General features: G+C 40.7%; 17 protein-coding genes. 4 read left to right on the top strand and 13 right to left on the bottom strand.

Features of this window, described 5'->3' with window-relative positions; translation table 11 throughout:
• Positions 1-198: 198 nt before the first annotated feature.
• The 12 genes from ftsZ to ACJMMI_RS00580 all read right to left on the bottom strand — a co-directional run bounded on the left by ftsZ (position 199) and on the right by ACJMMI_RS00580 (position 16,578).
• Entirely contained in the window at positions 199-1,308 is a 1,110-nt protein-coding gene (ftsZ, locus tag ACJMMI_RS00635; RefSeq protein ID WP_405352533.1) for a cell division protein FtsZ, read from the bottom strand.
• Positions 1,309-1,524: 216 nt separating this feature from the next.
• Entirely contained in the window at positions 1,525-3,210 is a 1,686-nt protein-coding gene (locus ACJMMI_RS00630; RefSeq protein ID WP_405352530.1) for an FtsQ-type POTRA domain-containing protein, read from the bottom strand.
• A gap of 26 nt (positions 3,211-3,236) precedes the next feature.
• Positions 3,237-4,490, bottom strand: a complete 1,254-nt coding sequence (gene murA, locus ACJMMI_RS00625; protein ID WP_405352528.1) for a UDP-N-acetylglucosamine 1-carboxyvinyltransferase — start codon at positions 4,488-4,490, stop codon at positions 3,237-3,239.
• A 57-nt stretch (positions 4,491-4,547) separates the two neighbouring features.
• Positions 4,548-5,669 carry an undecaprenyldiphospho-muramoylpentapeptide beta-N-acetylglucosaminyltransferase gene (murG, locus tag ACJMMI_RS00620; protein WP_405352526.1) on the bottom strand — a complete coding sequence of 374 codons (1,122 nt, stop codon included), beginning with the start codon at positions 5,667-5,669 and terminating at the stop codon, positions 4,548-4,550.
• A gap of 18 nt (positions 5,670-5,687) precedes the next feature.
• Positions 5,688-6,968 (bottom strand): FtsW/RodA/SpoVE family cell cycle protein, encoded by a 1,281-nt coding sequence (locus ACJMMI_RS00615; RefSeq protein WP_405352523.1) that lies wholly within the window; start codon positions 6,966-6,968, stop codon positions 5,688-5,690.
• Positions 6,969-7,001: 33 nt separating this feature from the next.
• Positions 7,002-8,033, bottom strand: coding sequence for a phospho-N-acetylmuramoyl-pentapeptide-transferase (gene mraY / locus ACJMMI_RS00610; protein WP_405352522.1), 1,032 nt, complete (start codon positions 8,031-8,033; stop codon positions 7,002-7,004).
• Between the two features lie 96 nt (positions 8,034-8,129).
• Complete coding sequence (locus ACJMMI_RS00605; RefSeq protein WP_405352521.1) at positions 8,130-10,400, bottom strand: penicillin-binding transpeptidase domain-containing protein; 2,271 nt, start codon at positions 10,398-10,400, stop codon at positions 8,130-8,132.
• Between the two features lie 141 nt (positions 10,401-10,541).
• Positions 10,542-11,081 (bottom strand): hypothetical protein, encoded by a 540-nt coding sequence (locus ACJMMI_RS00600; protein WP_405352518.1) that lies wholly within the window; start codon positions 11,079-11,081, stop codon positions 10,542-10,544.
• Positions 11,082-11,355: 274 nt separating this feature from the next.
• The gene (rsmH, locus tag ACJMMI_RS00595) at positions 11,356-12,279 is read right to left on the bottom strand and encodes a 16S rRNA (cytosine(1402)-N(4))-methyltransferase RsmH (RefSeq protein ID WP_405352515.1); all 924 of its coding nucleotides are present in this window, start codon (positions 12,277-12,279) and stop codon (positions 11,356-11,358) included.
• A 10-nt stretch (positions 12,280-12,289) separates the two neighbouring features.
• Positions 12,290-12,712: a division/cell wall cluster transcriptional repressor MraZ gene (gene mraZ, locus ACJMMI_RS00590; protein ID WP_405352513.1), complete on the bottom strand. Its 423-nt coding sequence runs from the start codon at positions 12,710-12,712 to the stop codon at positions 12,290-12,292.
• Positions 12,713-13,111: 399 nt separating this feature from the next.
• Complete coding sequence (locus ACJMMI_RS00585) at positions 13,112-14,845, bottom strand: ABC transporter ATP-binding protein (protein WP_405352511.1); 1,734 nt, start codon at positions 14,843-14,845, stop codon at positions 13,112-13,114.
• Complete coding sequence (locus ACJMMI_RS00580; protein WP_405352508.1) at positions 14,842-16,578, bottom strand: ABC transporter ATP-binding protein; 1,737 nt, start codon at positions 16,576-16,578, stop codon at positions 14,842-14,844. The genes ACJMMI_RS00585 and ACJMMI_RS00580 overlap by 4 nt, the downstream gene beginning before the upstream one ends.
• Positions 16,579-16,789: 211 nt before the next feature.
• On the opposite strand from ACJMMI_RS00580, the gene ACJMMI_RS00575 reads away from it, so the two are divergent.
• Positions 16,790-17,134 carry a cupin domain-containing protein gene (locus tag ACJMMI_RS00575; RefSeq protein WP_405352505.1) on the top strand — a complete coding sequence of 115 codons (345 nt, stop codon included), beginning with the start codon at positions 16,790-16,792 and terminating at the stop codon, positions 17,132-17,134.
• Between the two features lie 40 nt (positions 17,135-17,174).
• Here ACJMMI_RS00575 and ACJMMI_RS00570 read toward each other — a convergent pair whose 3' ends face one another.
• Complete coding sequence (locus ACJMMI_RS00570) at positions 17,175-17,432, bottom strand: hypothetical protein (protein WP_405352502.1); 258 nt, start codon at positions 17,430-17,432, stop codon at positions 17,175-17,177.
• Between the two features lie 164 nt (positions 17,433-17,596).
• On the opposite strand from ACJMMI_RS00570, the gene ACJMMI_RS00565 reads away from it, so the two are divergent.
• The 3 genes from ACJMMI_RS00565 to ACJMMI_RS00555 all read left to right on the top strand — a co-directional run bounded on the left by ACJMMI_RS00565 (position 17,597) and on the right by ACJMMI_RS00555 (position 20,683).
• A complete protein-coding gene (locus tag ACJMMI_RS00565; protein ID WP_405352499.1) occupies positions 17,597-18,499 on the top strand; it encodes a glycoside hydrolase family 25 protein in 903 nt (300 codons plus the stop codon).
• Between the two features lie 25 nt (positions 18,500-18,524).
• Positions 18,525-18,980 carry an S-ribosylhomocysteine lyase gene (locus ACJMMI_RS00560; RefSeq protein ID WP_405352497.1) on the top strand — a complete coding sequence of 152 codons (456 nt, stop codon included), beginning with the start codon at positions 18,525-18,527 and terminating at the stop codon, positions 18,978-18,980.
• Positions 18,981-19,150: 170 nt separating this feature from the next.
• Complete coding sequence (locus ACJMMI_RS00555) at positions 19,151-20,683, top strand: peptidoglycan DD-metalloendopeptidase family protein (protein ID WP_405352494.1); 1,533 nt, start codon at positions 19,151-19,153, stop codon at positions 20,681-20,683.
• Positions 20,684-21,140 lie beyond the last annotated feature (457 nt).

Below are 21,140 nucleotides of genomic sequence, written 5' to 3'. Positions count from 1 at the left end.
GTACATAACACAGGTCAATCGTCACCGACCTGCAAGAACATTTTCATTCTGTTTGTATTATAAACAATATCCGCCACAATTACAACACCACCCATAATGCGAATTATAATATTTTTGCATTATGTTATGCGATATGTGCATAATTGCATTATATAAAAAGACCACTCACTACGAGTGGTCTTAAAAGTTTAAGTATAATTATTTGTTGAAGATTGACATAATGTCATAGAAAGTATCGTCATCATCGTCTGTAACATCTTTCTTTGACTTTTCAACAGGAGCAGCCGGAGCGGCAGGCTTTTTCTCCTCTGTAAGGAAGCCCTGCTCAATTTTCTTCTTAGCAACCTGGCTGTCAGCATTGAAACCTGTAGCAATAACAGTTACGCTGATAGCATCCTCCATCTTGTCATCAATAACAGCACCCCAGATGATGTTTGCATCCTCAGATACCTTATCCTTAATCATTGTAGAAGCAGCGTCAATATCGTCAAGGCTTACATCAGCAGAAGCTGTAATGTTGATGATAAGACCCTTAGCACCGTCAATAGAAGTTTCGAGAAGTGGGCTTGAAATAGCCATATCAGCAGCAACAGTAGCCTTATCCTTGCCTGTAGCACTACCCATACCCATATGAGCATAGCCTGCGTCTTTCATCACAGATGTAACATCGGCAAAGTCGAGGTTTACAAGACCAGGAAGGAGAATAAGGTCAGAAATACTCTGAACACCCTGTCTTAAAACATCATCTGCAATAGCAAATGCGTTCTGAAGTGTGATGCTTGTTTCTGAGACATACTTTAATCTCTCGTTAGGAACGATAATAAGTGAGTCAACGCAAGCAGAAAGCTCTGCAATACCCTGCTCAGCCTGTGTCATTCTTCTCTTGCCCTCAAAAGCGAAAGGCTTTGTAACAACACCTACTGTAAGGATACCCATATCCTTAGCAATCTTAGCAACTACAGGAGCAGCACCAGTACCTGTGCCACCGCCCATACCGGCAGTAACGAATACCATATCTGTATCCTTGAGAAGAGCAGCAATTTCGTCATTGCTTTCCTCAGCGGCACTCTTGCCAATATCAGGCTTAGAACCTGCACCCTTACCCTTTGTAAGCTTTTCACCGATCTGTACCTTCTGTGAAGCCTTTGAAAGTCTGAGAACATGTTCATCTGTATTTACAGCGATAAATTCTACATTTTTAACACCCATATCAACCATGCGGTTTACGGCGTTTCCGCCGCCGCCGCCAACACCGATTACTTTAATTTTAGGCATATACTCATTTTCCAATTCAAGCTCAAAAGACATTTAAACTTCCTCCTTGTTATCTATGTTAATCCCGTCTAAAATCATAATATCACATTTAAGGCGATTATAATTCATATATTAACACACTTTTGTAAAAATATCAATCCTTTTGCGTGTTTTTTTTGATTAACACTTATCGTTTTTTGCGTATTTGTCCACACAAATATATTTTATCAAAAATTACATTTTATTATAGCAAATATTTACATATACGAATTATAAATATGAATTATCCGCACTGTCGTACTCAGTAGATACATTATCTGTATTTTCAGATGGTGCTCCGCCATTGTAGCTGTCAGAATATCCGTCCGAGTAGCTGTCTGAGTAGCTATCCGAACCCGTATCGGTTGAGCCTGAACCTGAAGAACTGCTAAGCGAACCAAACACATCTGCATAGCCGTCACCGTCGGTATCAAAGCAATCCGCAATGCCATCGCCGTTAGTATCAAAAGCAAGTATTCCGTTGCCGATATCCAAACCTGTATCAGGGAAATTGCCTATATACTCACCGTTGCTGTTTGTTGCAACGGTTGAGCCCGGTGAAGTAGTAGCCGGAACAGTACCGTCCGACACGCTCTGCGTAGCAGAATTAGTTGCTGCCTGAGGTGCTGTTGTAATTGCTATGGTTTCATTTGGATTGAAACGAGATGTCTTTGTTGTACTGCAAGATGACACATCAAGAGTGCCGTAGATTGCACCTGTTTTGTTCGGGTCAAGCTTTTCTGTTATTATTGCCATTGCTGTTCTGATTTTATAATCAATATCATCGGGCAAGCCAAGAATAATAGCAATTCTGTTGTCATATACAAGCTTTACCGAAGCTGTATTTGTCACATCAATAGCAGTAATGCCTGTAAACTCGTTTTTGCTTAAAGAATCTGAAATTTCCTCAAGAATTACCGGAACATTCTCATCGCTGTAAGACACATATTCGCCTACTGTGGTGGTTTCAAGTGCCGAGCTTGAAAGAACAGGGTAATTTGCTGAATTATCAGCCATTACATCAAGTATTCTGCCCTTTGAGCTGATAAGTAAAAACTTGCCGTCATTAATGATTACATAAGACGGTACGGCGTCCTTTACCGTAATTTTTATTGTATCAGGCACAACAAAATCAACTCTTGCCGACTCCACATATGGAAGTTTTTCGGAAATTCTGTCCGGAGTTGACATAAATTTTCCCATAAAAATGTTGTTCTGCAAGGCAACATTTGCAAAAGAAACTATCTGGTCTTTGCTGTAGTAGCTGTCGCCCTCGACCTCAATTTTTTCGGTTTTGAAAAGTACGGTAAGCGACAATATTATTCCCACCAAAAGAACTACACCGCAGGTAATGACTGAGGCTAAAATTCTGCGTTTTTTAATCTGCGAAGAGGTCATCGGCTTTTTAAGACGCTTAACCTTTTCATTCTCCTGCTCTCTTATATTCTGAGCCACACGCTGTTGCTTCTGGCGTTCACCAAATTCATCTATATAAAATCCGTCATCGTAAGCCTTTGGCTTTAAATTCTTGATTTTCTTCTCACTTTTTCTGATATAACGCTCTTCCTGAGATATATCATCTCTCTGCTTTTTCATTTGCTCATTGAGCTTTTGCTCGATTTTGCTGTGAGATTTTTTCTCTGCTTTTGCGTTGGTTTTTGGCTTATGTGAATTTGCATTTTTCTTAGACGGTGCAGTTTCAGGCTTTTTCTTTTCAGCCTGTTTTTTAGGTTCTGTCTGCTTTTTGGCAGTACTTTTTGCACTGTCTTTCTCTTTATTTTCCTGCTTTGCGGAGGACTTTGCTGCCTTTCCTTGATTTTTGTGGTACTTCTGTGCCTCTTTGGCAGCCTGCTTTCTTTGCTTCTGAATTTTTCTTCGTTCTTCTGCCGAAAGTTCCTTCCTTTTATCTTCTGCCATATTATCCTCCTTCCAATATACCCTTCCTAAAGCTTAACAATATTTGCCCCAAGTGAGCCAAGCATAAGCTCTATATTTTCATATCCTCGCTCCAAATACTCGGCATTGCTAATGTCAGTAATGCCGTCTGCCGAAAGTGCCGCAATAACAAGGGCAGCACCGCCACGCAGATCCGGAGCTTCTACCTTTGCTCCATATAATGACCTTACACCCTCTACAACAGCAACCTTTCCCTCGGTTTTAATCTTTGCACCCATTCGAGAAAGCTCACTTGTATGTCGGTATCTGTTTTCAAAAATATTTTCAACAAAAACCGTTGTTCCCTCAGCCACGCTTGCTACTGCCATCAGCGGTGCTTGTGCGTCTGTAGGAAAACCCGGATACGGCATTGTGCGAATTGTTCTGAAAGCCGAAAGCCTTTGCGGTGCTGATACAGTCAGAGTTCCGCCCTTTGTGCGAATATCACACCCTGCCTCCTCAAGAACAGGAATTACTGTACCAAGGTGGCTCTGCACGATGCCTTTCAGCGTAATTTTTGACCGAGTAACCGCCGCAGCTGCCATAAGCGTTGCCGCAACAATTCTATCGGGAATTATTGTGTGCTGAACAGAATTTAAAGAAGAAACTCCGTCGATCACCACAACACCCTCGCCTGCTCCGCATATTTTTGCACCGCAGCTGTTAAGATAATCTGCAAGGTCGCAAATTTCAGGTTCACAGGCCGCATTAATAATTGTAGTTGTGCCTTCAGCCGTGCTTGCAGCAATCATAATGTCCTCGGTTGCACCCACACTTGGGAACGAAAGTGCAATTTTCGTGCCTTTTAGTCCCTTTGGTGCTGTACAATCAATAACACCATGCTTTTCTACAATTTCCGCACCCATTTGTCTGAGTGCATTAAGGTGCATATCTATTGGACGAGGGCCAAGCTCGCAGCCACCTGGGAAGCTAAGTTTTGCCGCACCCGTACGGGCAAGAACCGCACCTAAAAATATTATTGAACTTCTTGTTTTTCGCATAAGGACATCCGGAATGTCGTTTCTGCACAATCCGTCAGCTGTCACAAGCATAGTTGTGTGAAAACGCTTTACATCACAGCCAAGATAATGAAGTATCTGTGACAACGCATCAATATCCGAAAGGTCAGGGCAATTATAAAATACATTTTCACCCTTTGTCAGAACCGACGCCGCAATGATTGGCAAAGCACTGTTTTTAGCACCCTGCACATTCACTTCACCGCTGAGCTTTTCCCGTCCGGTAACAAGAAGTCTTGACACAATAACACCCTCCTACATAAAATACCTTTACATTCTATGTATCAAGGGCGGTATTTGTTACACAAGTCCAAGCACACCTTTTATTACGGAATAAATTCTTTCGTTAGCGTCTGTAATAGCTGTTTTTCTTGCATTTTTTGCGTATTCCGCAAGTTTTTCGGGATTTGAAAGCATATTGTCTGCCTTTTCCATAAGCAGACTGCCTGTGAGATCCTTTTCCTCAATAATGTCGGCAGCACCGGCATTTACAAGTGCCATTGCATTGTGATACTGATGATTTTCTGCAACATTTGGTGACGGAATAAGGATTGCAGGCTTGCCAAGTGCCTGAATTTCGCTCAATGTGATTGCACCTGCACGGCAGATTACCAAATCAGCCGCCGCCATACAAACATCCATATCATTTATAAACTCTCGAATATCAAGATTTGTTGCTTTTTCAAGGTCACAGCCTTTTTCCTTCAAAAGGTCAGGGAACCATTTGCCGAATTTGCCATAAGCGTGAATATGCTGATATTTACCGTCAATTCCGCTTCTTGCAATCAGATCTGCAACACCCTCATTGATTTTTCTTGCACCAAGGCTTCCGCCGAATGAAAGCACTACAGGTCTTTCATCAACACCAAGCTTTGCTCTTGCCTCTTCCCTGTTTGCTGTAAGAATTTTTCCTCTTACAGGGTTGCCTGTAACGGCAAAGTCAGCTTTCGGGTCAAAATGCTTTTTAGCGTCCGGCACAGCAAGCATTACCTTGTCAACCTCTTTTGCAAGCATTTTGTTTGTAATTCCAGGGTAAGCGTTCTGCTCGTGAATTACAGTTTTAACACCAAGCTTTGCAGCTGCTCTGATAACAGGGCCTGAAACATATCCGCCTGTGCCGATGCAAATATCGGGCTTAAATTCTTTTATAATTTTCTTAGCGTCAATAGACGAAGTAATTGTTCTTTTAACAGTTTTTACATTATCGACAACTGCCTTTGGAGAAAGCTTACGATTAAAACCGCTGATTACAATAAATTTCATATTGTAGCCTGCCTGTGGCACAAGAGTTTCCTCCATACCGCCCTTGTTGCCTACAAAAAGAATTTCTGTGTCAGGCTTTTTCTGCTTTATAAAGCCTGCTATAGCAAGTGCAGGATTAATGTGTCCTGCTGTGCCGCCGCCTGCAAGTAAAACTCTCATTTATATACCTCCAAACGCTTACTGCTTTTCAATGTTTGCGGTTCTTGAAACTGAAAGCACAAGTCCCATCTGAGCAAGCAACATAATAAGTGAACTACCGCCGTAGCTGAAGAACGGCAAGCTGATACCTGTGTTTGGCAGCCAGTCGGTAATTACAAGAATATTAAGAATTACCTGCAAACCAATCTGTGAGGTAAGGCCAATACCTAAAAGCTTACCAAAGTTATCCTTTGCACGAAGTGAAAGTGTAATTCCTCTCCATACAAGGAGTGCAAATATAAGAAGTATGAGGATAGCACCTACAAGGCCAAGCTCCTCTACTACAATAGCAAAGATAAAGTCATTCTGTGGCTCCGGCAAATACAGGAACTTCTGTCTTGACTGACCGAGTCCGAGTCCCCAAAGTCCGCCCGAACCGATAGCATAAAGTGAGTTTCTTGTCTGCCAAGTTGTCTGCCACATATCTTCAGTTGTGTATTCAAGTGACTGTCCCCAACCGTCCATACGGCTCATTGCATAAGTAAGTCCGCCTGTCATAGCGAGTACAACTATCAAAATTCCGAGAATTACACCGCCGATTGCAAGGTATCTTGTTTTCATTCCGCCAATGTAGAGCATAAGCACTGTGAGCACACCTATAATTACAATACCTGAGTAGTGAGGCTCTAAAAAGAGCAGTGCCGCTGTTGTACCGAATACAATAATACCGGGAAGTACGCTGTATTTTGGAAGCTGCATTTTGTCGTAATATTTACTGCACCAATGTGCAAAGAAAATAATAATTGAGAATTTAGCAATCTCTGACGGCTGAATATTAAATGGGCCTAAAGGAATCCAACGATGTACGCCTGCTTCGCCTGAAGGAACGATAAGAACTATAATCAAAGCAAGGTACGAAATACCCATAATCAAAGGAATAAATCTGTGGAGCTTGTTATAGTTAAAAAACGAAAGTCCAAACATACATCCTACGCCGATTGCGGCAAAAATCAGCTGTCTTACAAGGTAATAGTAGCTGTTTCCAAGTGTGTAATACGCAACAGGATAGCTTGCTGAAAACATCATAATCAAACCGATTGTGAGCAGCACAAGAATAATAATGCAGAACGGCAAATCTATGCCCATACCTGTTGTAATCCAACCCGGCTTTTTTCTGCGTTTTTTACCGGTAGATTTATCAGTACTCTTTTTGGGGCGTGTAAAGAATTTTTCATTCTTTGCCTGCTCAGCTTCAAGGTACTTTTCATCGTATATTCTGTTTATATCAGCCTTGAGTATCATATTCATATACGGAGCCATTCGCAAAACCTCCCGTCTGTCTTAAAAGACAAATTAAGCAACCACGCCAAAGTAAGCAATAATTGCGGCAATAGCACCGAAAATTGCTGTTACAATGCTGAATACAGTTACTATCTTAACCTCGCTCCAGCCACACATCTCAAAGTGATGGTGGATAGGGCTCATCTTAAATAATCTTTTACCGTGAGTAGCCTTAAAATATGTAACCTGTAAAATAACAGAGAACATCTCGCAAAGATATACAATACCAACAGGAAGAAGAAGAATCGGCATATCTACACCAAAGGCTAATGCACACACAAGACCGCCAAGAAAAAGTGAACCTGTGTCGCCCATAAATACCTTTGCAGGGTGGAAGTTCCAAACGAGGAATCCAAGACAAGCACCTGCTGCAGCCGCACACATAGCAGTAAGTCCGAGTGCACTCATCATACAAGCAATAATCATAAAGCTGATACATGCAAAGAATGTAATTGAACCGTCAAGACCGTCAACACCGTCTGTAAGGTTTACAGCATTTACAATACCAACAATTACAATCGCTGAAATAATGTAGTAGAAAAAGCCGAGGTCAACTCTGCCGACAAAAGGAATAGTAGTAGCTGTGCCGCAGCCTGCAACTGCAAGAATAACAATGTAGGCAATAGCGGCAGCAAACTGCAAAACGAGCTTCTGCTTTGCGGTAAGTCCGAGATTACGCTTTTTTACTACCTTTGTATAGTCATCAATGAAACCGATCGCACCATTTGCAAGAGCAAGGAAAAGTCCCGCAAATATCATTACAGTTTCCTTATTAATATCCGCAAAATAAAGGTTTATGAAATTCTTACCGATGCAGAGGTAAACTATTGTGCTGATTATTGTAACTACAGTAATTGCAATAATAAACATAAAGCCGCCCATAATCGGTGTGCCCTGCTTTTTCTTGTGCCACTTTGGGCCGTCCTCAAGAATAGTCTGACCAAAGTGAAGCTTGCGAAGCATTGGAATTAAAAACGCACCCGCAACTGCTGAAATTATAAATGCAACGATAGCCGCTACAAAAGTCCAGATTCCATATACCATTAATTATCGTTCCTTTCATACGGGCAAAGGGCTTGAATAATCAAAGCCCTGCCCAATGTTTATATTTAACCTTGCAATCCCCTCGAATTGCACATTTTAATCGTTTACACTTACAGATGAACTGAAGGTTACTGTAACCAATGAACCCTCGCTAACCATAGTACCCTCTGCAATATCCTGTGATGTACTTACCACACCGCTGCCCGATGCCGCACCCACAAGGCTTACATTAAGTCCGTAAGAGCTTGCAACTGCATTTACCTCAGATACTGAATATCCAATAAGATTTGGCACTGTTACCTTTTCGGCTGTGCTTGCCTCATCTGTGTAAAGCACAACATTACCACCGCTTGGTATCTGTGATGATGCGGCAGGAATCTGAGAGATTACATTGCTGCCCTCACCCTTTACTGTAACGGTAAAGCCGTCATTTTCAGCGTTTGTAGTTGCCTCTGATACTGAAAGTCCAACATAAGAGCCTGCTATAACATCAATATATTCAAGCTCATCATCAGAGTAGCTTGTTTTTATGTCGAGATAAGGAAGAACCTCTGACATAATGTTTATGAATACAGGTGAAGCAACCTGTGAACCATAGTAAGAAGCACCGTTTGGTGTATCAAAGAATACAAGCATTGCTACCTGCGGATCATCAGCCGGAGCATAACCGCAGAATGATGCAATATAGTCTTCTTTGTAGTTACTTATAATTTCAACGCCCTTTTTCTCAGAAGTACCGGTTTTACCTGCTACACGATAACCTGCAACATAACCTGAGGTTGAACCAGCTGTTGAAGTGTTGTACTCAAGAATTTCGTTCATCTTGTCAGATGTAGCCTTTGAAATAGCCTGACGCTTAACGGTTTTTTCAACATTCTTAACTACATTGCCGTCAGAATCGGTGATTTTAGAAACTACATACGGCTGAAGAACATAACCGCCGTTTGCTACAGCCGCACAGGCTGTAATCATCTGAATAGGTGTGATTTTGAAGTTCTGACCGAACGAACCTACCGCAAGGTCAACTTCGTCCATATCTGTAAAGAACTGGTCATCAGCCTCACCCGGAAGGTCAATGCCTGTTTTGTCTGCAAAGCCAAAAGCCTTGTAATACTGAGTATATTTGCTGATGCCGAGCAACTGACCCATCTGCATAAAAGCAGGGTTACATGAATTTACAATAGCATCTGTAAAGCTCTGTGTGCCATGACCGGCAAGGTTATGACAATGGATTGGATCAGCGTCTGCGATTGTCATTGAACCTGAACAATAGAATGTGCTTGTGTCGGGATCTACAAGACCTTCCTCAAGTACCATTGATGCAGTACACATTTTAAATACAGAACCCGGCTCATAAGTATCGGCAACTGCCTTGTTACGCCACATTGCCGAAAGTGCCGCACTCTCTGCCGCATCCTGCTCCTTTTCAGGAAGTGCATCAATTTTCTTCTGATCATCTTCGGAAAGCTGATAAGGATTGTTAAGGTCATAGCCGTTTGCTGTAACCATAGCAAGAATAGCACCTGTGTTTACATCCATAAGAATACAAACACCCTTGTTGAGTACATCGTTATCAATAATACCCTGTGCCATATATTTTTCACAAATTGACTGAATTGTTGAATCAATGGTAAGGTAAAGATTGTTACCGTCCTGAGCCGCTACATTCTGCTCGTACTGAAAAGGCATTTCTGTACCGACTGAGTTTTTAGCTGTTACAATTCTGCCTGCTGTACCTTTAAGATATGTATCGTACTCATACTCAATACCTTCAAGTCCCTGCTCATCGCTGCCTGTAAAGCCTATTACATTGGAAGCAAGGTCGTTGTTCGGATAATATCTTTTATAATCGTCCTGAAGCTGAACAGCATAATCACTGCAATCATAGTCCTTCTTAAGCTTATCGATAAGCTCAAGAATTTTTGTTCTTGCGTCCGATTCAATTTTACGCTTAACTACAACATAGTAACTGTTCTGCTTTGTCTTTTCAAGCAAGTCTGCCTTGTCAAGTCCAAGAATTTCCGAAAGACCCGAGGCAATGGCCTCTCTCTGCTTATCGGTATCTATATTTGCAGGCGACATTACTACCTGCCATACAGAAGCACTCTCTGCAAGCACCTTGCCGTTAGAATCATAGATAGTACCACGCTTTGCCGGAAGCTTTCTGTCCATAAGCTGCTGCTCAACTGCCGCCTGCTGAAGCTCTCCGCTCTGAATTGTGGTCAGGTAACCGAGTCTTGCGATAATTGCACCAAAACCAATTACAAGGATCAGCACAATAAGTACCGCTGTTCTGTGTCTTAAACGCTGATTAGGACCTTTTGCGGCCTTCTTTTTTTTATCTTTTTTCTCAAAAATATTTTTCACCAACAAAATTTCTCCTTTCAACCGCAATATCCTTATAAAAATGTAAATAATTTACAATAATTGTTCAATACCGAAAAAAGAGCCAAGACACAGTCTTAACTCTTATTCCTCCATAACATTTGTATTAAGTTTGCCGTTATGTTATGACCAAAGATTTGCTATTGAGCTGATAAACTGAGTAAAGAGGTTTTCACTCTCCGGAGAAGTAACCTCTGCTTTATCTCCGCCTGATAGTGAAACAAATTCCTGCTGAGAACTTGATGCTTTGGTCAAACCAAGCTGGTTTTCGGCATATTTTTCAATGTCTGATGAGCTAAGCTTTCCTTGCAAGCTCATTTCTGTTTGTGTGTAAACACTCTGTGCGTTTGAAAGTGTTTCCTTTGCGGTAATAATCTGCTGGTTAAGCTCTGTGATTCTTACCTGTCCGATAATGATTGTTGCAATAATCATTGCAACTGCCGCTCCGCCCAATGCACCGAAAGTAACCTTGAGTGGATTGTGTCTGCGTTTTCTGATTTTATGTATTTCCTCTTCCGGTAAGGAAATAACCTTTTTGCCGACCTTTTTCTTAGGTGCTTTTACCTCTTCTACTTCTTCGTCATGTTTTGGCAAAGGAGCTGCTGATGAAGTCTGGTCAAAAAGACTTAAATCATACGCTGCGTTTCTGTTTTCATATGCCATATTTCTGCACCCTGTGCCTTTCCGATTTATCATTTAATAAAACACACAATATACTCATTTTTCTAAACGAGCAAAATATTTCACAATTTTAATAATTAAATAAGAATTATATGTATTTTAGGGACGAAAAATCGTCCTTAAAACCTAATATTATGCGTATATATAGTAATTACAGTTCATAAAGCTACCACTAATTGTACTTGTAACCTTATTTACAGCTTTGTTATATTTTACTACAATTTCGTTCATTTGTCTATAGCTGTAAAGGAAAAAACTATATTTTTTCGCATATTCTCAACTTTGCACTTCTTGCTCTGGGATTTAATTCCAATTCTGTCCCATTTGCACAAACAGGCTTTCTGGTAACAAGCTTTGCCTTAGGCTTATTGCCGCAAACACAAACCGGGAAATCCTTTGGACAAGTACAACCCTTGCACCAAGAAGCCATTTTTTGCTTTACGATTCTGTCCTCAAGCGAATGGAAAGTAATAACCGCCAATCTTCCGCCTGAACCAAGCATTTCAAAAGCTCCGTCAAGTCCTTTGTTCAAAGCACCAAGTTCGTCATTTACCGCAATTCTTATTGCCTGAAATGTCTTTCTTGCCGGATGTCCCTCTCTCCTTACCTTCTGAGGAACATTCTGCTTGATGATTTCCGCAAGCTGCAATGTTGTTTCAATTCTCTGTTCTTCCCTTGCTTTCACAATTCCCTTTGCAATGGAATCCGCAAATTTTTCCTCACCGTAGGTGTAGATAATTCTGCGTAACTCCTCAAAAGGAAGCGAGTTTACAAGGTCGGCGGCTGTAGTACCGCTCTGACTCATTCTCATATCAAGAGGAGCGTCCTCATGAAAAGAAAAACCACGCTCAGCAGTATCAAGCTGATGAGAAGAAACACCGATGTCAAGCATAACTCCGTCAAGTCTGCCAACGCCTCTTTGCTTTAAAAGCTCGGCAATGTCTGCAAAGTTACCTTTGATGATTATTGAATTTTCATTTTTGCTGAAACGCTTTGTAAGCGTTTGGATTGCGTCCGGGTCACGGTCAATAGAAATAAGCTTTCCTGTGGTAAGGTGCTTTAAAATTTCGCTGCTGTGACCACCACCGCCTGCAGTACCATCGGCATAAATGCCGTTTTCTTTAATATTTAACCCTTCGATGGTTTCATTGAGCAGGACGGGAATATGATTAAATTCCATAGCTTGCTCCTTATCCGAATGAAAGGCTGCCAACTGCATCGGCAAGCTGTTCCTTCTGTGAATTTACATAATCCTCAAATACCGACTTGCTCCAGATCTCAATACGGTTATTAAGACCAATCACAAGTGCGTCGCTTTCAAGCTTTGCATTCTCCCTAAGAGTCTGCGGAAGCAAAACTCTGCCCTGTGAGTTGGGCGATACCTCAACAGCAGTTGCGGTAAAAGTATATTGGAGAATCATTGCCTTGTTAGCCGGCAGCTGCATTATCTGTGAACAGAAATGCTCAAAAACCTCCTTTGACATAACCTGAATACAAGGAGTGCCAAATCCCTGTGCTACATAAAAGGTTTCTCCAAGCTCGTCACGGAATTTTGCAGGCAAAACAACTCTTCCCTTTGCATCTATTGAATGATTAGACATTCCGGAAAACATTTTGCCCACCTCCAAACGAACTGAATTTCGGTTTTTTGAGTACCATTCAGCCACCAAATGACACCTTCTGCCACCGTTTGCTATCATTATACCCCATTAGCCTTTAAAAATCAAGATAAATATAGCACAAAATGAAATAAAATTTACAAATGACACCCATATTTTTCAAATTTGAAATTATTTTAATCGTTTTTTAATTTATTATTCTTTTGCATAATTATTCAAAAGAAAAGAGCCGCAAAACCGCCATAAATCTGGGGTTTTTGCGACTCATAAAAAATCATTTGTAATATTTTTACATAAAACGGTTACAAAGTTAAAACATTTGTTCTGAATATTCGGCTGTATTTAGCTGATAATATATAGCTTTTTTATAAAAGTGTCACTCTGTGACACCAATTACTTTGCAAACTGGCTTTCGTAAAGGTTTTTATAAAAACCGCCCTTTGCAAGTAATTCATCGTGAGTGCCCTGCTCAATGATGTTGCCGTCACGCATAACAAGGATAACATCGCTTTCCTTGATAGTGGAAAGTCTGTGGGCAACAACAAAGCTTGTTCTGCCCTGCATAATCTTTGCAAATGCCTTCTGTACACGAATTTCTGTAAGCGTATCAATAGAAGATGTAGCCTCGTCAAGAATAAGCATAGTAGGGTTTGAGAGCATTGCTCTGGCAATACAAAGCAACTGCTTTTGTCCCTGAGAAAGGTTACCGCCGCCCTCGGAAATCATAGTGTCATAGCCCTCAGGCATTCTTCTGATAAAGCTATGTGCATAAGCAGCCTTTGAAGCCTCTATTACCTGTTCATCGGTAGCATCAGGATTACCGTATTTGAGGTTTTCCATAATTGTACCACAGAACAGCCAGCTATCCTGCAATACCATTCCGTACAGCTTTCTCAGCTCGTCACGCTCCATATCCTTGATGTCAACACCGTCAATAGAAATCTTGCCGCTGTCGGTATCATAGAATCTCATAAGCAGGTTAATGAATGTTGTTTTGCCACAGCCTGTAGGGCCTACAATAGCAATGTGGCTGCCACTCTTTACATCAAGTGAAAAATCTGTGATAAGCGGCTTATCCTTTACATAAGAGAAATTGACATTCTCAATTTTTACATTACCCTTGCAATTCTCAATCTTAACCGAATCCGGCTTATCCTCCGGCTCGTCCTCAGCGTCAAGCACATCAAAAACTCTGCCTGCCGCTGCAATAGCTGTCTGCAACTGTGTAAGCACACCTGTTACCTCGTTGAAAGGCTTTGTATATTGGTTAGCATAGGTAAGGAAGCATGAAAGCTGACCTACTGAAAGTGTGCCTGAAATTGCGGTAATCGCTCCGAAAATACCAACTGCCGCATATACCATAGCGTTTACAAATCGTGTGCTTGGGTTTGCAAGAGCACCTGCAAACTGAGCCTTAAATCCGACTGTATAAAGCTCCTGATTGTAGTTTTCAAAATTCTCAAATGCTCTGTCCTCATATGAAAAAGCCTTTACAATTCTCTGATTGCCTACATATTCCTCAACATATGAAGAAATATCGCCCTGCAGCTGCTGCTGTCTTGCAAAACGGTTGTGTGTCATTTTGCCGATAAAGGCAGCCACAAACAATGAAAGCGGAGTAAGAATAATTACCGCAAGGGCAATTCTCCAGTCAATCATAAACATAAACACCATTGTACCGAGGATTGTCACAATACCTGAGAAAAGCTGTAAAAACATCTGTGAAAGGCCGTCGCCTACAGCATCAACATCGTTGATTACTCGGCTGATGAGGTCACCGTGCGAATGTGTGTCAATGTACGAAAGCGGCACATCATTAAATTTGCAGAAAACATCTCTTCTCAAATCTCTTACAGTCTTGTATGAAATCACATTTGTAAAATATGTCATAGTCCATTGGAAAATTGCAACACCTGCAACACCGACAGCTATATAAATTATAATTTGAAGAACATTTTCAAAATTAACATTGCCCTTGTCAATGATATTATCGATTGCATTACCTGTGAGTACAGGAATGTAAAGTGTAAGTGATACGCTGATAATTGCACTGAGAATCGCAAGTGCAAGCAAGCCCTTGTACGGCTTTATATATTTTAATACTCTTCTTACTACAGATTTTTTCATACTTCCACCTCCGATTCGCTGAGCTGTGAAAGGCAGATTTCCTTGTAGGTTTCACAATTTTTAAGCAGCTCCTTGTGAGTACCCTTGCCCGCAAGCATACCGTCGTCAAGCACAAGGATTAAATCTGAATTCATAATTGTTGAGCAACGCTGTGTTACAATAATAACTGTCATTTCGTGAGTATATTGGCTAAGTGCCTTTCTGAGTGCCGCATCTGTGGCAAAGTCGAGAGCAGAAAAGCTGTCGTCAAGAATAAGCACCTTTGGCTTTGCCGCAATGGCTCTTGCTATGCAGAGTCGCTGTCTTTGACCGCCGCTGAAGTTTTTGCCGCCCTGCTCAACATGGCTGTCAAGTCCCATAGGAAGCTTTGAAACGAACTCATAAGCCTGTGCATTTTTGAGTGCTGTAATAATTTCTTCGTCAGTAATATCAGGATTTTCCCACTTCATATTGTCACGAATAGTGCCCTTAAAAAGTATTGACTGCTGTGGTACTATACCGATCTGCTTTCTGAGCTGTTTGAAGGAATAGTCCTTTACATCTCTGCCGTCAACCTCAACGCTGCCGCCTGTTACATCGTAGAAACGAGGTATAAGGTTGATAAGCGTACTCTTACCTGAGCCTGTACCGCCGATTATGCCGACTGTTGAGCCACGCTTAATTTCAAAGCTTATCTTGCTAAGCTCATCATCACCGCCGCCATAGCTGAATGATACATCTTTAAAGGCAATCTTCGGTGTGCTTTCGTCTGTATTTACAGAAATAATCTCCTGTGTCTTTTCCTTAACGCTCGGCTCGGTTTCAAGCACCTCGTTAATTCTTGCCGCAGATGCACTGCCCTTTGTCATTAAAAGCACAAGGTTTGCAACAACTATCATAGCAAGCAAAATCTGTGTCATATAGCTTACAAGGGCAATAATGTCGCCTGTCTGCATATTGCCTGCATTTACATTCAAACCGCCAAACCAGATAATTGCTATAATTGCAATGTCTGTTACAACATAGGTTGCGGGATTCAGTAACGCTGAAAGCTTGCTGATGCGAATTGAAGTTACCGCTAAGTCTTCTGTGGAATTGTCAATTCTCTCTTTTTCACTCTTCTGCTTTGAAAAAGCTCTGATTACTCGGTTGCCGGAAAGATTTTCTCTTGAAATAAGTCCGATTTTATCAAGCTTTTTCTGCATAAGGCTGAATATCGGAATACTCTTTGTCATTACAAAGTATAAAATCAAGCCAATGATTATTGCGGCGATTATAAATATAATTGACATTCTCACGCTGATTGTCATTGCCATAATAATTGAACCTATAACAATAAACGGTGCTCTTGTGAGCAGTCTTATTGTCATAGCTACCATCTGCTGTGACTGGTTTACATCATTTGTAATTCTTGTAATAAGTGACGGTGTACCAAGCTTGTCAAGCTCTGCGTGTGAAAGCGAGTTGATGTGCGAGAACAACGCTCTTCTCACCTTTGTGCCAAATCCCTGTGAAGCCTTTGACGCAAAATACTGACACACAAGGGCACTAAGCAAGCCTGTTGCCGCAAGTGCAACCATTACAAGTCCCATTCGCAGTACATATCCTTTGTCACCATTGGCAACGCCGTTGTCTATTATATCCGCCATAACAAGCGGAACAATAAGCTCAAGTATTGCCTCAAAAAGCTTACATAAAGGGCCAATGATACATTCTTTTTTGTAGTCCTTTAAAAATCTTCTGAGTTTAATCATAATTTTCCTCTCAATTTTTCCTTTCTGTAATTTCCTCTAATAGTATAACATTACTATTTTACATCAATTTATTTTATATATCAATATAAGAAGATAAATTTGGCAGTTTGCGTGATTTTATCAATCACAGCACAAAAGAATTATTGAGCTTTATAAGTATTTGTGCTATAATATTGTGCAAAATAAAATATGTTTTAAAGGAGGCATAATTATGGATATATTATCCGGTGGCAAAACGAAAAACATCAGCAAATCACAGGTGCTTACATTAAAAGATGAAGTTTCATATCAGGACGGAATGGTTGTAAGCAAAACTCTTGTGCAGAATGACGCTGTAAGCGTAACACTTTTTGCGTTTGACAAGGGCGAAGAAATCAGCACTCACGAATCCGGCGGTGACGCATTTGTTACCTGTCTTGACGGTGTGGGCAAAATCACTATTGACGGTGTTGAGTATATTCTCAAGGAAGGCGAGTCAATCGTAATGCCGGCAAAGCACCCTCATGCTGTATTTGGTGAGGAATGTTTTAAGATGCTCCTTGTAGTAGTATTCTGATTTAACAAAATAGCAGTTGTACCGACTAACGATACAACTGCTATTTGCTTTTAAGCACAGACTTTTTTATTTCAGTTTTAAGACGCTCAAGCGGAGTGTCTTTTTTGTTTATAATTTCTTTTGCGGAAAGCACTTTTGGAGCAAGATTTGAAGCACCCGGTTGTGAATGCATTTGCAAAGTAATATTCTCATGCTGAATAAGTGCAAAAAGCTGACTCAGCGATATGCAGTCATCAATAGCTTTAATAAGCTCTTTTTTTGACTTTTTGGCATATCCGGTTACCTTTGCAGCATTCATAATCCACGCTCCTTTCTTTGTTGTGAGCTTTATTGTTGCATTATACTGTTCTATTATACTTAATTTTCACAATATTTTCAATATAAATTTTGACTTATTTTATTTACAGAAATTTATTTTTGTGTTATCCTGTCTTTAATAAATACAAAATAGGAGTTAATACGATGAAAAAGATAAAATACATACTTATTTCGGCACTCCTTGTAAGTACAGTTGCATTGACAGGCTGTGGCGGTAAAAGCGAAAGCAAAACCGAGCAAAGCTCATACACCCCCACTCCTACCGATACAACAGTAAAAACTACAGGAGAAAAAATATTGATTAACGATTCCACACTTGGTCAAATCTGGATAACAGAGCTTGAAGGTGTGGCGAAAAACACCCTTGATAAGAATAATTTTTCTGCTGACGCTAATTTTAAGTATTACAACGAAAACGGAAAGGCAGCCTCCACAGAGGGTATTGATGTGTCGGACTATAACGGCAATATTGACTGGAAAAAGGTAAAGGACTCAGGCATTGACTTTGCTATGATAAGAATCGGCGGCAGAGGCTATGGCACAGAGGGCACTTTATATCAAGACGAAAGTGCTATTAAAAACATTACCGAAGCTAAGGAAAACGGCATTAAGGTTGGTGTTTACTTCTTCTCTCAGGCAATTAACACCGATGAAGCCATTGAAGAAGCTAATTATGTAAAAGAAATTCTCGGTGACATCAAGCTTGATTATCCTGTTGCCTATGACTGGGAAATTGTTAAGGACGATGACGCAAGAACAGACAGCGTTTCGGCTTACGAAGCCACAGAATGTGCAAGAGCATTTTGCCAGACCGTTGAGGCTAACGGCTACACAGCGTCAATTTACTCTCCAAGCCGAGAGCTTTACTTTAAATATGACCTTTCAAGGCTTAAGGATTTCGACATTTGGTACTGCGAATACAGCGACACACCGGAATTTTACTATCAGTTTTCAATGTGGCAATACACAACAGCAGGTCAGGTTGACGGCATTGACGGCGAGGTTGACCTCAACATCTGCTTTACAAACATTGCCGACTACGCATAATTTTATTTGGAAAGAGGACATTATAATGGAAAGAATTGCAAGCTTTCAGGTAAACCACGATACACTTGAGCCGGGCGTGTATGTATCACGCATTGACGGCGACATCACAACTTATGATATGAGATTTATCAAGCCAAACACACCACCGTTTTTGCCAAACCCTGTTATGCACACTATAGAGCATCTTTTTGCTACCTATGCAAGAAACAGTGAAAGTGCCGACAAGGTAATTTACTTTGGCCCAATGGGCTGCAGAACCGGCTTTTATTTTCTTGTAAGAGATATGTCGCAGGAGGACGCACTTGCACTTATTAAAGAAACTATTTATAAATGTAAAAATCACACCGGCGAAATTCCCGGAAATACTGCGGCAGAATGTGGAAATTACAAGGAACACGACTTTAACGGTGCTATTGAGGCATTGAATAAATATTACGATAAGTTAAAAGATTTAACTGTCGATAACTTAAAGTATAATTAATTTTGAGAATTATTGTATCTGTTGCATAATTTTGCTGTCTGTATTTGTGCTAAATACTGGGTAAGGTTACGGTTTTTAATTCTTCTATTGCAATTTTGTTACTATTTGTTATAATAGTACTTGTAAGTTTGTTACAGAAATGTAACAGTTAATGAGATAGGAGAATTTATTTGAGTACAAAGTTCATTGGTAAGGACGGCTACAAAGAAATTGAAAGCCTTCCTTTTACAAGGCGTAAACCTCAACAACTTAATACCGCTCAGAAAACTGTTCGCTTTATAAAGAGAGCAGCTGCACTCGCAGTGAAAAAGTTTAAGATTAAATCAACAAGAAAGGTTACTGTGACAAAGAAAGCTGCACAGCCTGTTGTAAGAAAACAGACAAGACCTGTAGTAATGCCAAAGCTTGAACAGACAAGCTCAAAAAGAGCTGAAATCTGCTACTTCGACAAACGCTACAGTGCTGCAAGACAGGGCGTAAGCTTTAACTCTGACACAAACACCTTAAAGCTTGTTACAACAACCAGAAATACAACCGACAGAAAATATGCTCACGCTGCACCTGTTTCAAAAGCAAGTGTGTATAAGTCAATTAAGAAAAAGGCTATGCTTGCCTCTGTTGCCTGCTTTACAGCAGTAATGATCGGGTTTGCATCAGGAGCAAGTGCGGTGTCTGTACCTGTAGAAAACAAGGCAACAGTACAGAGTGCCAAGTCTTCAAACTATTCATATGTTGACTACACTTCTGATGAATTTTCAAGCGTAGCTACAGCAGATGAAGCAACCGACACAGTAGAAAAGACTGTTACAAATGCAGTGCTGAACAATAACATTGGTGCTCAGCTTTCTGCACTTTACATCAACGGCAAAAAAATTGGTGTAACCGGTGAAACTACACTTCTTGGCAATGCACTTAACAAGATTTTGTCAGACGCTAAAGAGGGTTATGACGATGCAACAACCGCAGATTTTGCGAACACAGTAAAGATTATCAACGGCAAATTTCCAAACGAAACTGTGCTTACGGCAGATGAAGTTTTAAAGCTTGCAAAGGATTACCTTTATGTGGCAGTTACTACAGATGTTACCGATACAATAGCCCTTGATTACGGAACTCAGTATGAGTATGACGATTCAAAGAGCAATACATTCAACGAAACCAAGCAAGAGGGCGAAAACGGCGAGGCCGAGGTAACATACAAGGTAACCTATGTAAACGGCGAACAGACAAACTCTGTGGAAACCGCAAGAAAGGTTATTAAAGAGCCTAAGAACGAAATTATTCTTCAAGGCACAAGCGACGCTCCGTCATATGAGGCTACAGGCTCATTTATGTGGCCTGTTCCCTACACTCACGAAATTGTAAGCTACTACGGCTATCGTTGGGGCAGACTTCATTCAGGTATTGATATTTCAGATGACGGCATTGGCGGTCAGGATATTGTAGCGTCAGACGGCGGTACAGTAACTTGGGCAGGCTATGATGATTCAGGCTACGGCAATTATGTAATAATTGACCATGGCAACGGCTACTACTCACTTTACGGACATTGCAGTTCACTTGCAGTAAGCCAGGGTGATAAAGTATATAAGGGACAAACTATAGCATATGTCGGCTCAACAGGCGACTCAACGGGCGAGCATTTACACTTTGAAATCAGAAAAAGTGAAACCGACCGCCTCGACCCTATGGATTTTCTTTAAAAATTAAGGCAGTATCATTGATGTGATATTGCCTTTTGTTTTGCAATAGTTTGGGTAATTATGTTTTGTATTGGTCGGGAAATTTTTGCCTGAATTATTACAGACTTTATACTCGGACATAAAAATTTGGTCAACCTTTTTCAAAGGTTGTGGGGGTGGGCAAAGCCCACAAATACTTTCGGCTTACGCAAATTTCCGATAGCCAAACAGCAAGCTGTTTGGTGGCTTGAACACAATAGCAAAAGCCTTTTAATTGCGATAGCAAAAAGAAAAAAGCCGTTTGTTATATAATGAAAAAAGGCTCTATAATAAATGTTGGGGTAACAAATAGAGCCTACAAAAATAATTTTAAAAAAAGTAGAGCATATTTGTCTAAAATCCGTTAAAATGGAATTGACTAGAAACCTGAAACGGAGGAACAAATATGCTCTACAAATATTTTACCGAAAAACTCTTA

The organism is Ruminococcus sp., assembly GCF_045129435.1.
GTDB lineage: Bacteria > Bacillota > Clostridia > Oscillospirales > Acutalibacteraceae > Ruminococcoides.
The sequence above is the reverse complement of the archived record's forward strand: the minus strand, read 5'-3'. Positions and strand labels throughout refer to the sequence as shown.

Coding starts and splice junctions, on each gene's coding strand:
- murG (WP_405352526.1), bottom strand. CDS start 5,669: ATGAGAGTTTTACTTGCAGGCGGCGGCACAGCAGGACACATTAATCCT.
- ACJMMI_RS00560 (WP_405352497.1), top strand. CDS start 18,525: ATGGAAAGAATTGCAAGCTTTCAGGTAAACCACGATACACTTGAGCCG.
- ACJMMI_RS00585 (WP_405352511.1), bottom strand. CDS start 14,845: ATGAAAAAATCTGTAGTAAGAAGAGTATTAAAATATATAAAGCCGTAC.
- ACJMMI_RS00600 (WP_405352518.1), bottom strand. CDS start 11,081: ATGGCATATGAAAACAGAAACGCAGCGTATGATTTAAGTCTTTTTGAC.
- ACJMMI_RS00575 (WP_405352505.1), top strand. CDS start 16,790: ATGGATATATTATCCGGTGGCAAAACGAAAAACATCAGCAAATCACAG.
- mraY (WP_405352522.1), bottom strand. CDS start 8,033: ATGGTATATGGAATCTGGACTTTTGTAGCGGCTATCGTTGCATTTATA.
- ACJMMI_RS00615 (WP_405352523.1), bottom strand. CDS start 6,968: ATGGCTCCGTATATGAATATGATACTCAAGGCTGATATAAACAGAATA.
- ACJMMI_RS00630 (WP_405352530.1), bottom strand. CDS start 3,210: ATGGCAGAAGATAAAAGGAAGGAACTTTCGGCAGAAGAACGAAGAAAA.
- ACJMMI_RS00570 (WP_405352502.1), bottom strand. CDS start 17,432: ATGAATGCTGCAAAGGTAACCGGATATGCCAAAAAGTCAAAAAAAGAG.
- ftsZ (WP_405352533.1), bottom strand. CDS start 1,308: ATGTCTTTTGAGCTTGAATTGGAAAATGAGTATATGCCTAAAATTAAA.
- rsmH (WP_405352515.1), bottom strand. CDS start 12,279: ATGGAATTTAATCATATTCCCGTCCTGCTCAATGAAACCATCGAAGGG.
- mraZ (WP_405352513.1), bottom strand. CDS start 12,712: ATGTTTTCCGGAATGTCTAATCATTCAATAGATGCAAAGGGAAGAGTT.
- ACJMMI_RS00565 (WP_405352499.1), top strand. CDS start 17,597: ATGAAAAAGATAAAATACATACTTATTTCGGCACTCCTTGTAAGTACA.
- ACJMMI_RS00580 (WP_405352508.1), bottom strand. CDS start 16,578: ATGATTAAACTCAGAAGATTTTTAAAGGACTACAAAAAAGAATGTATC.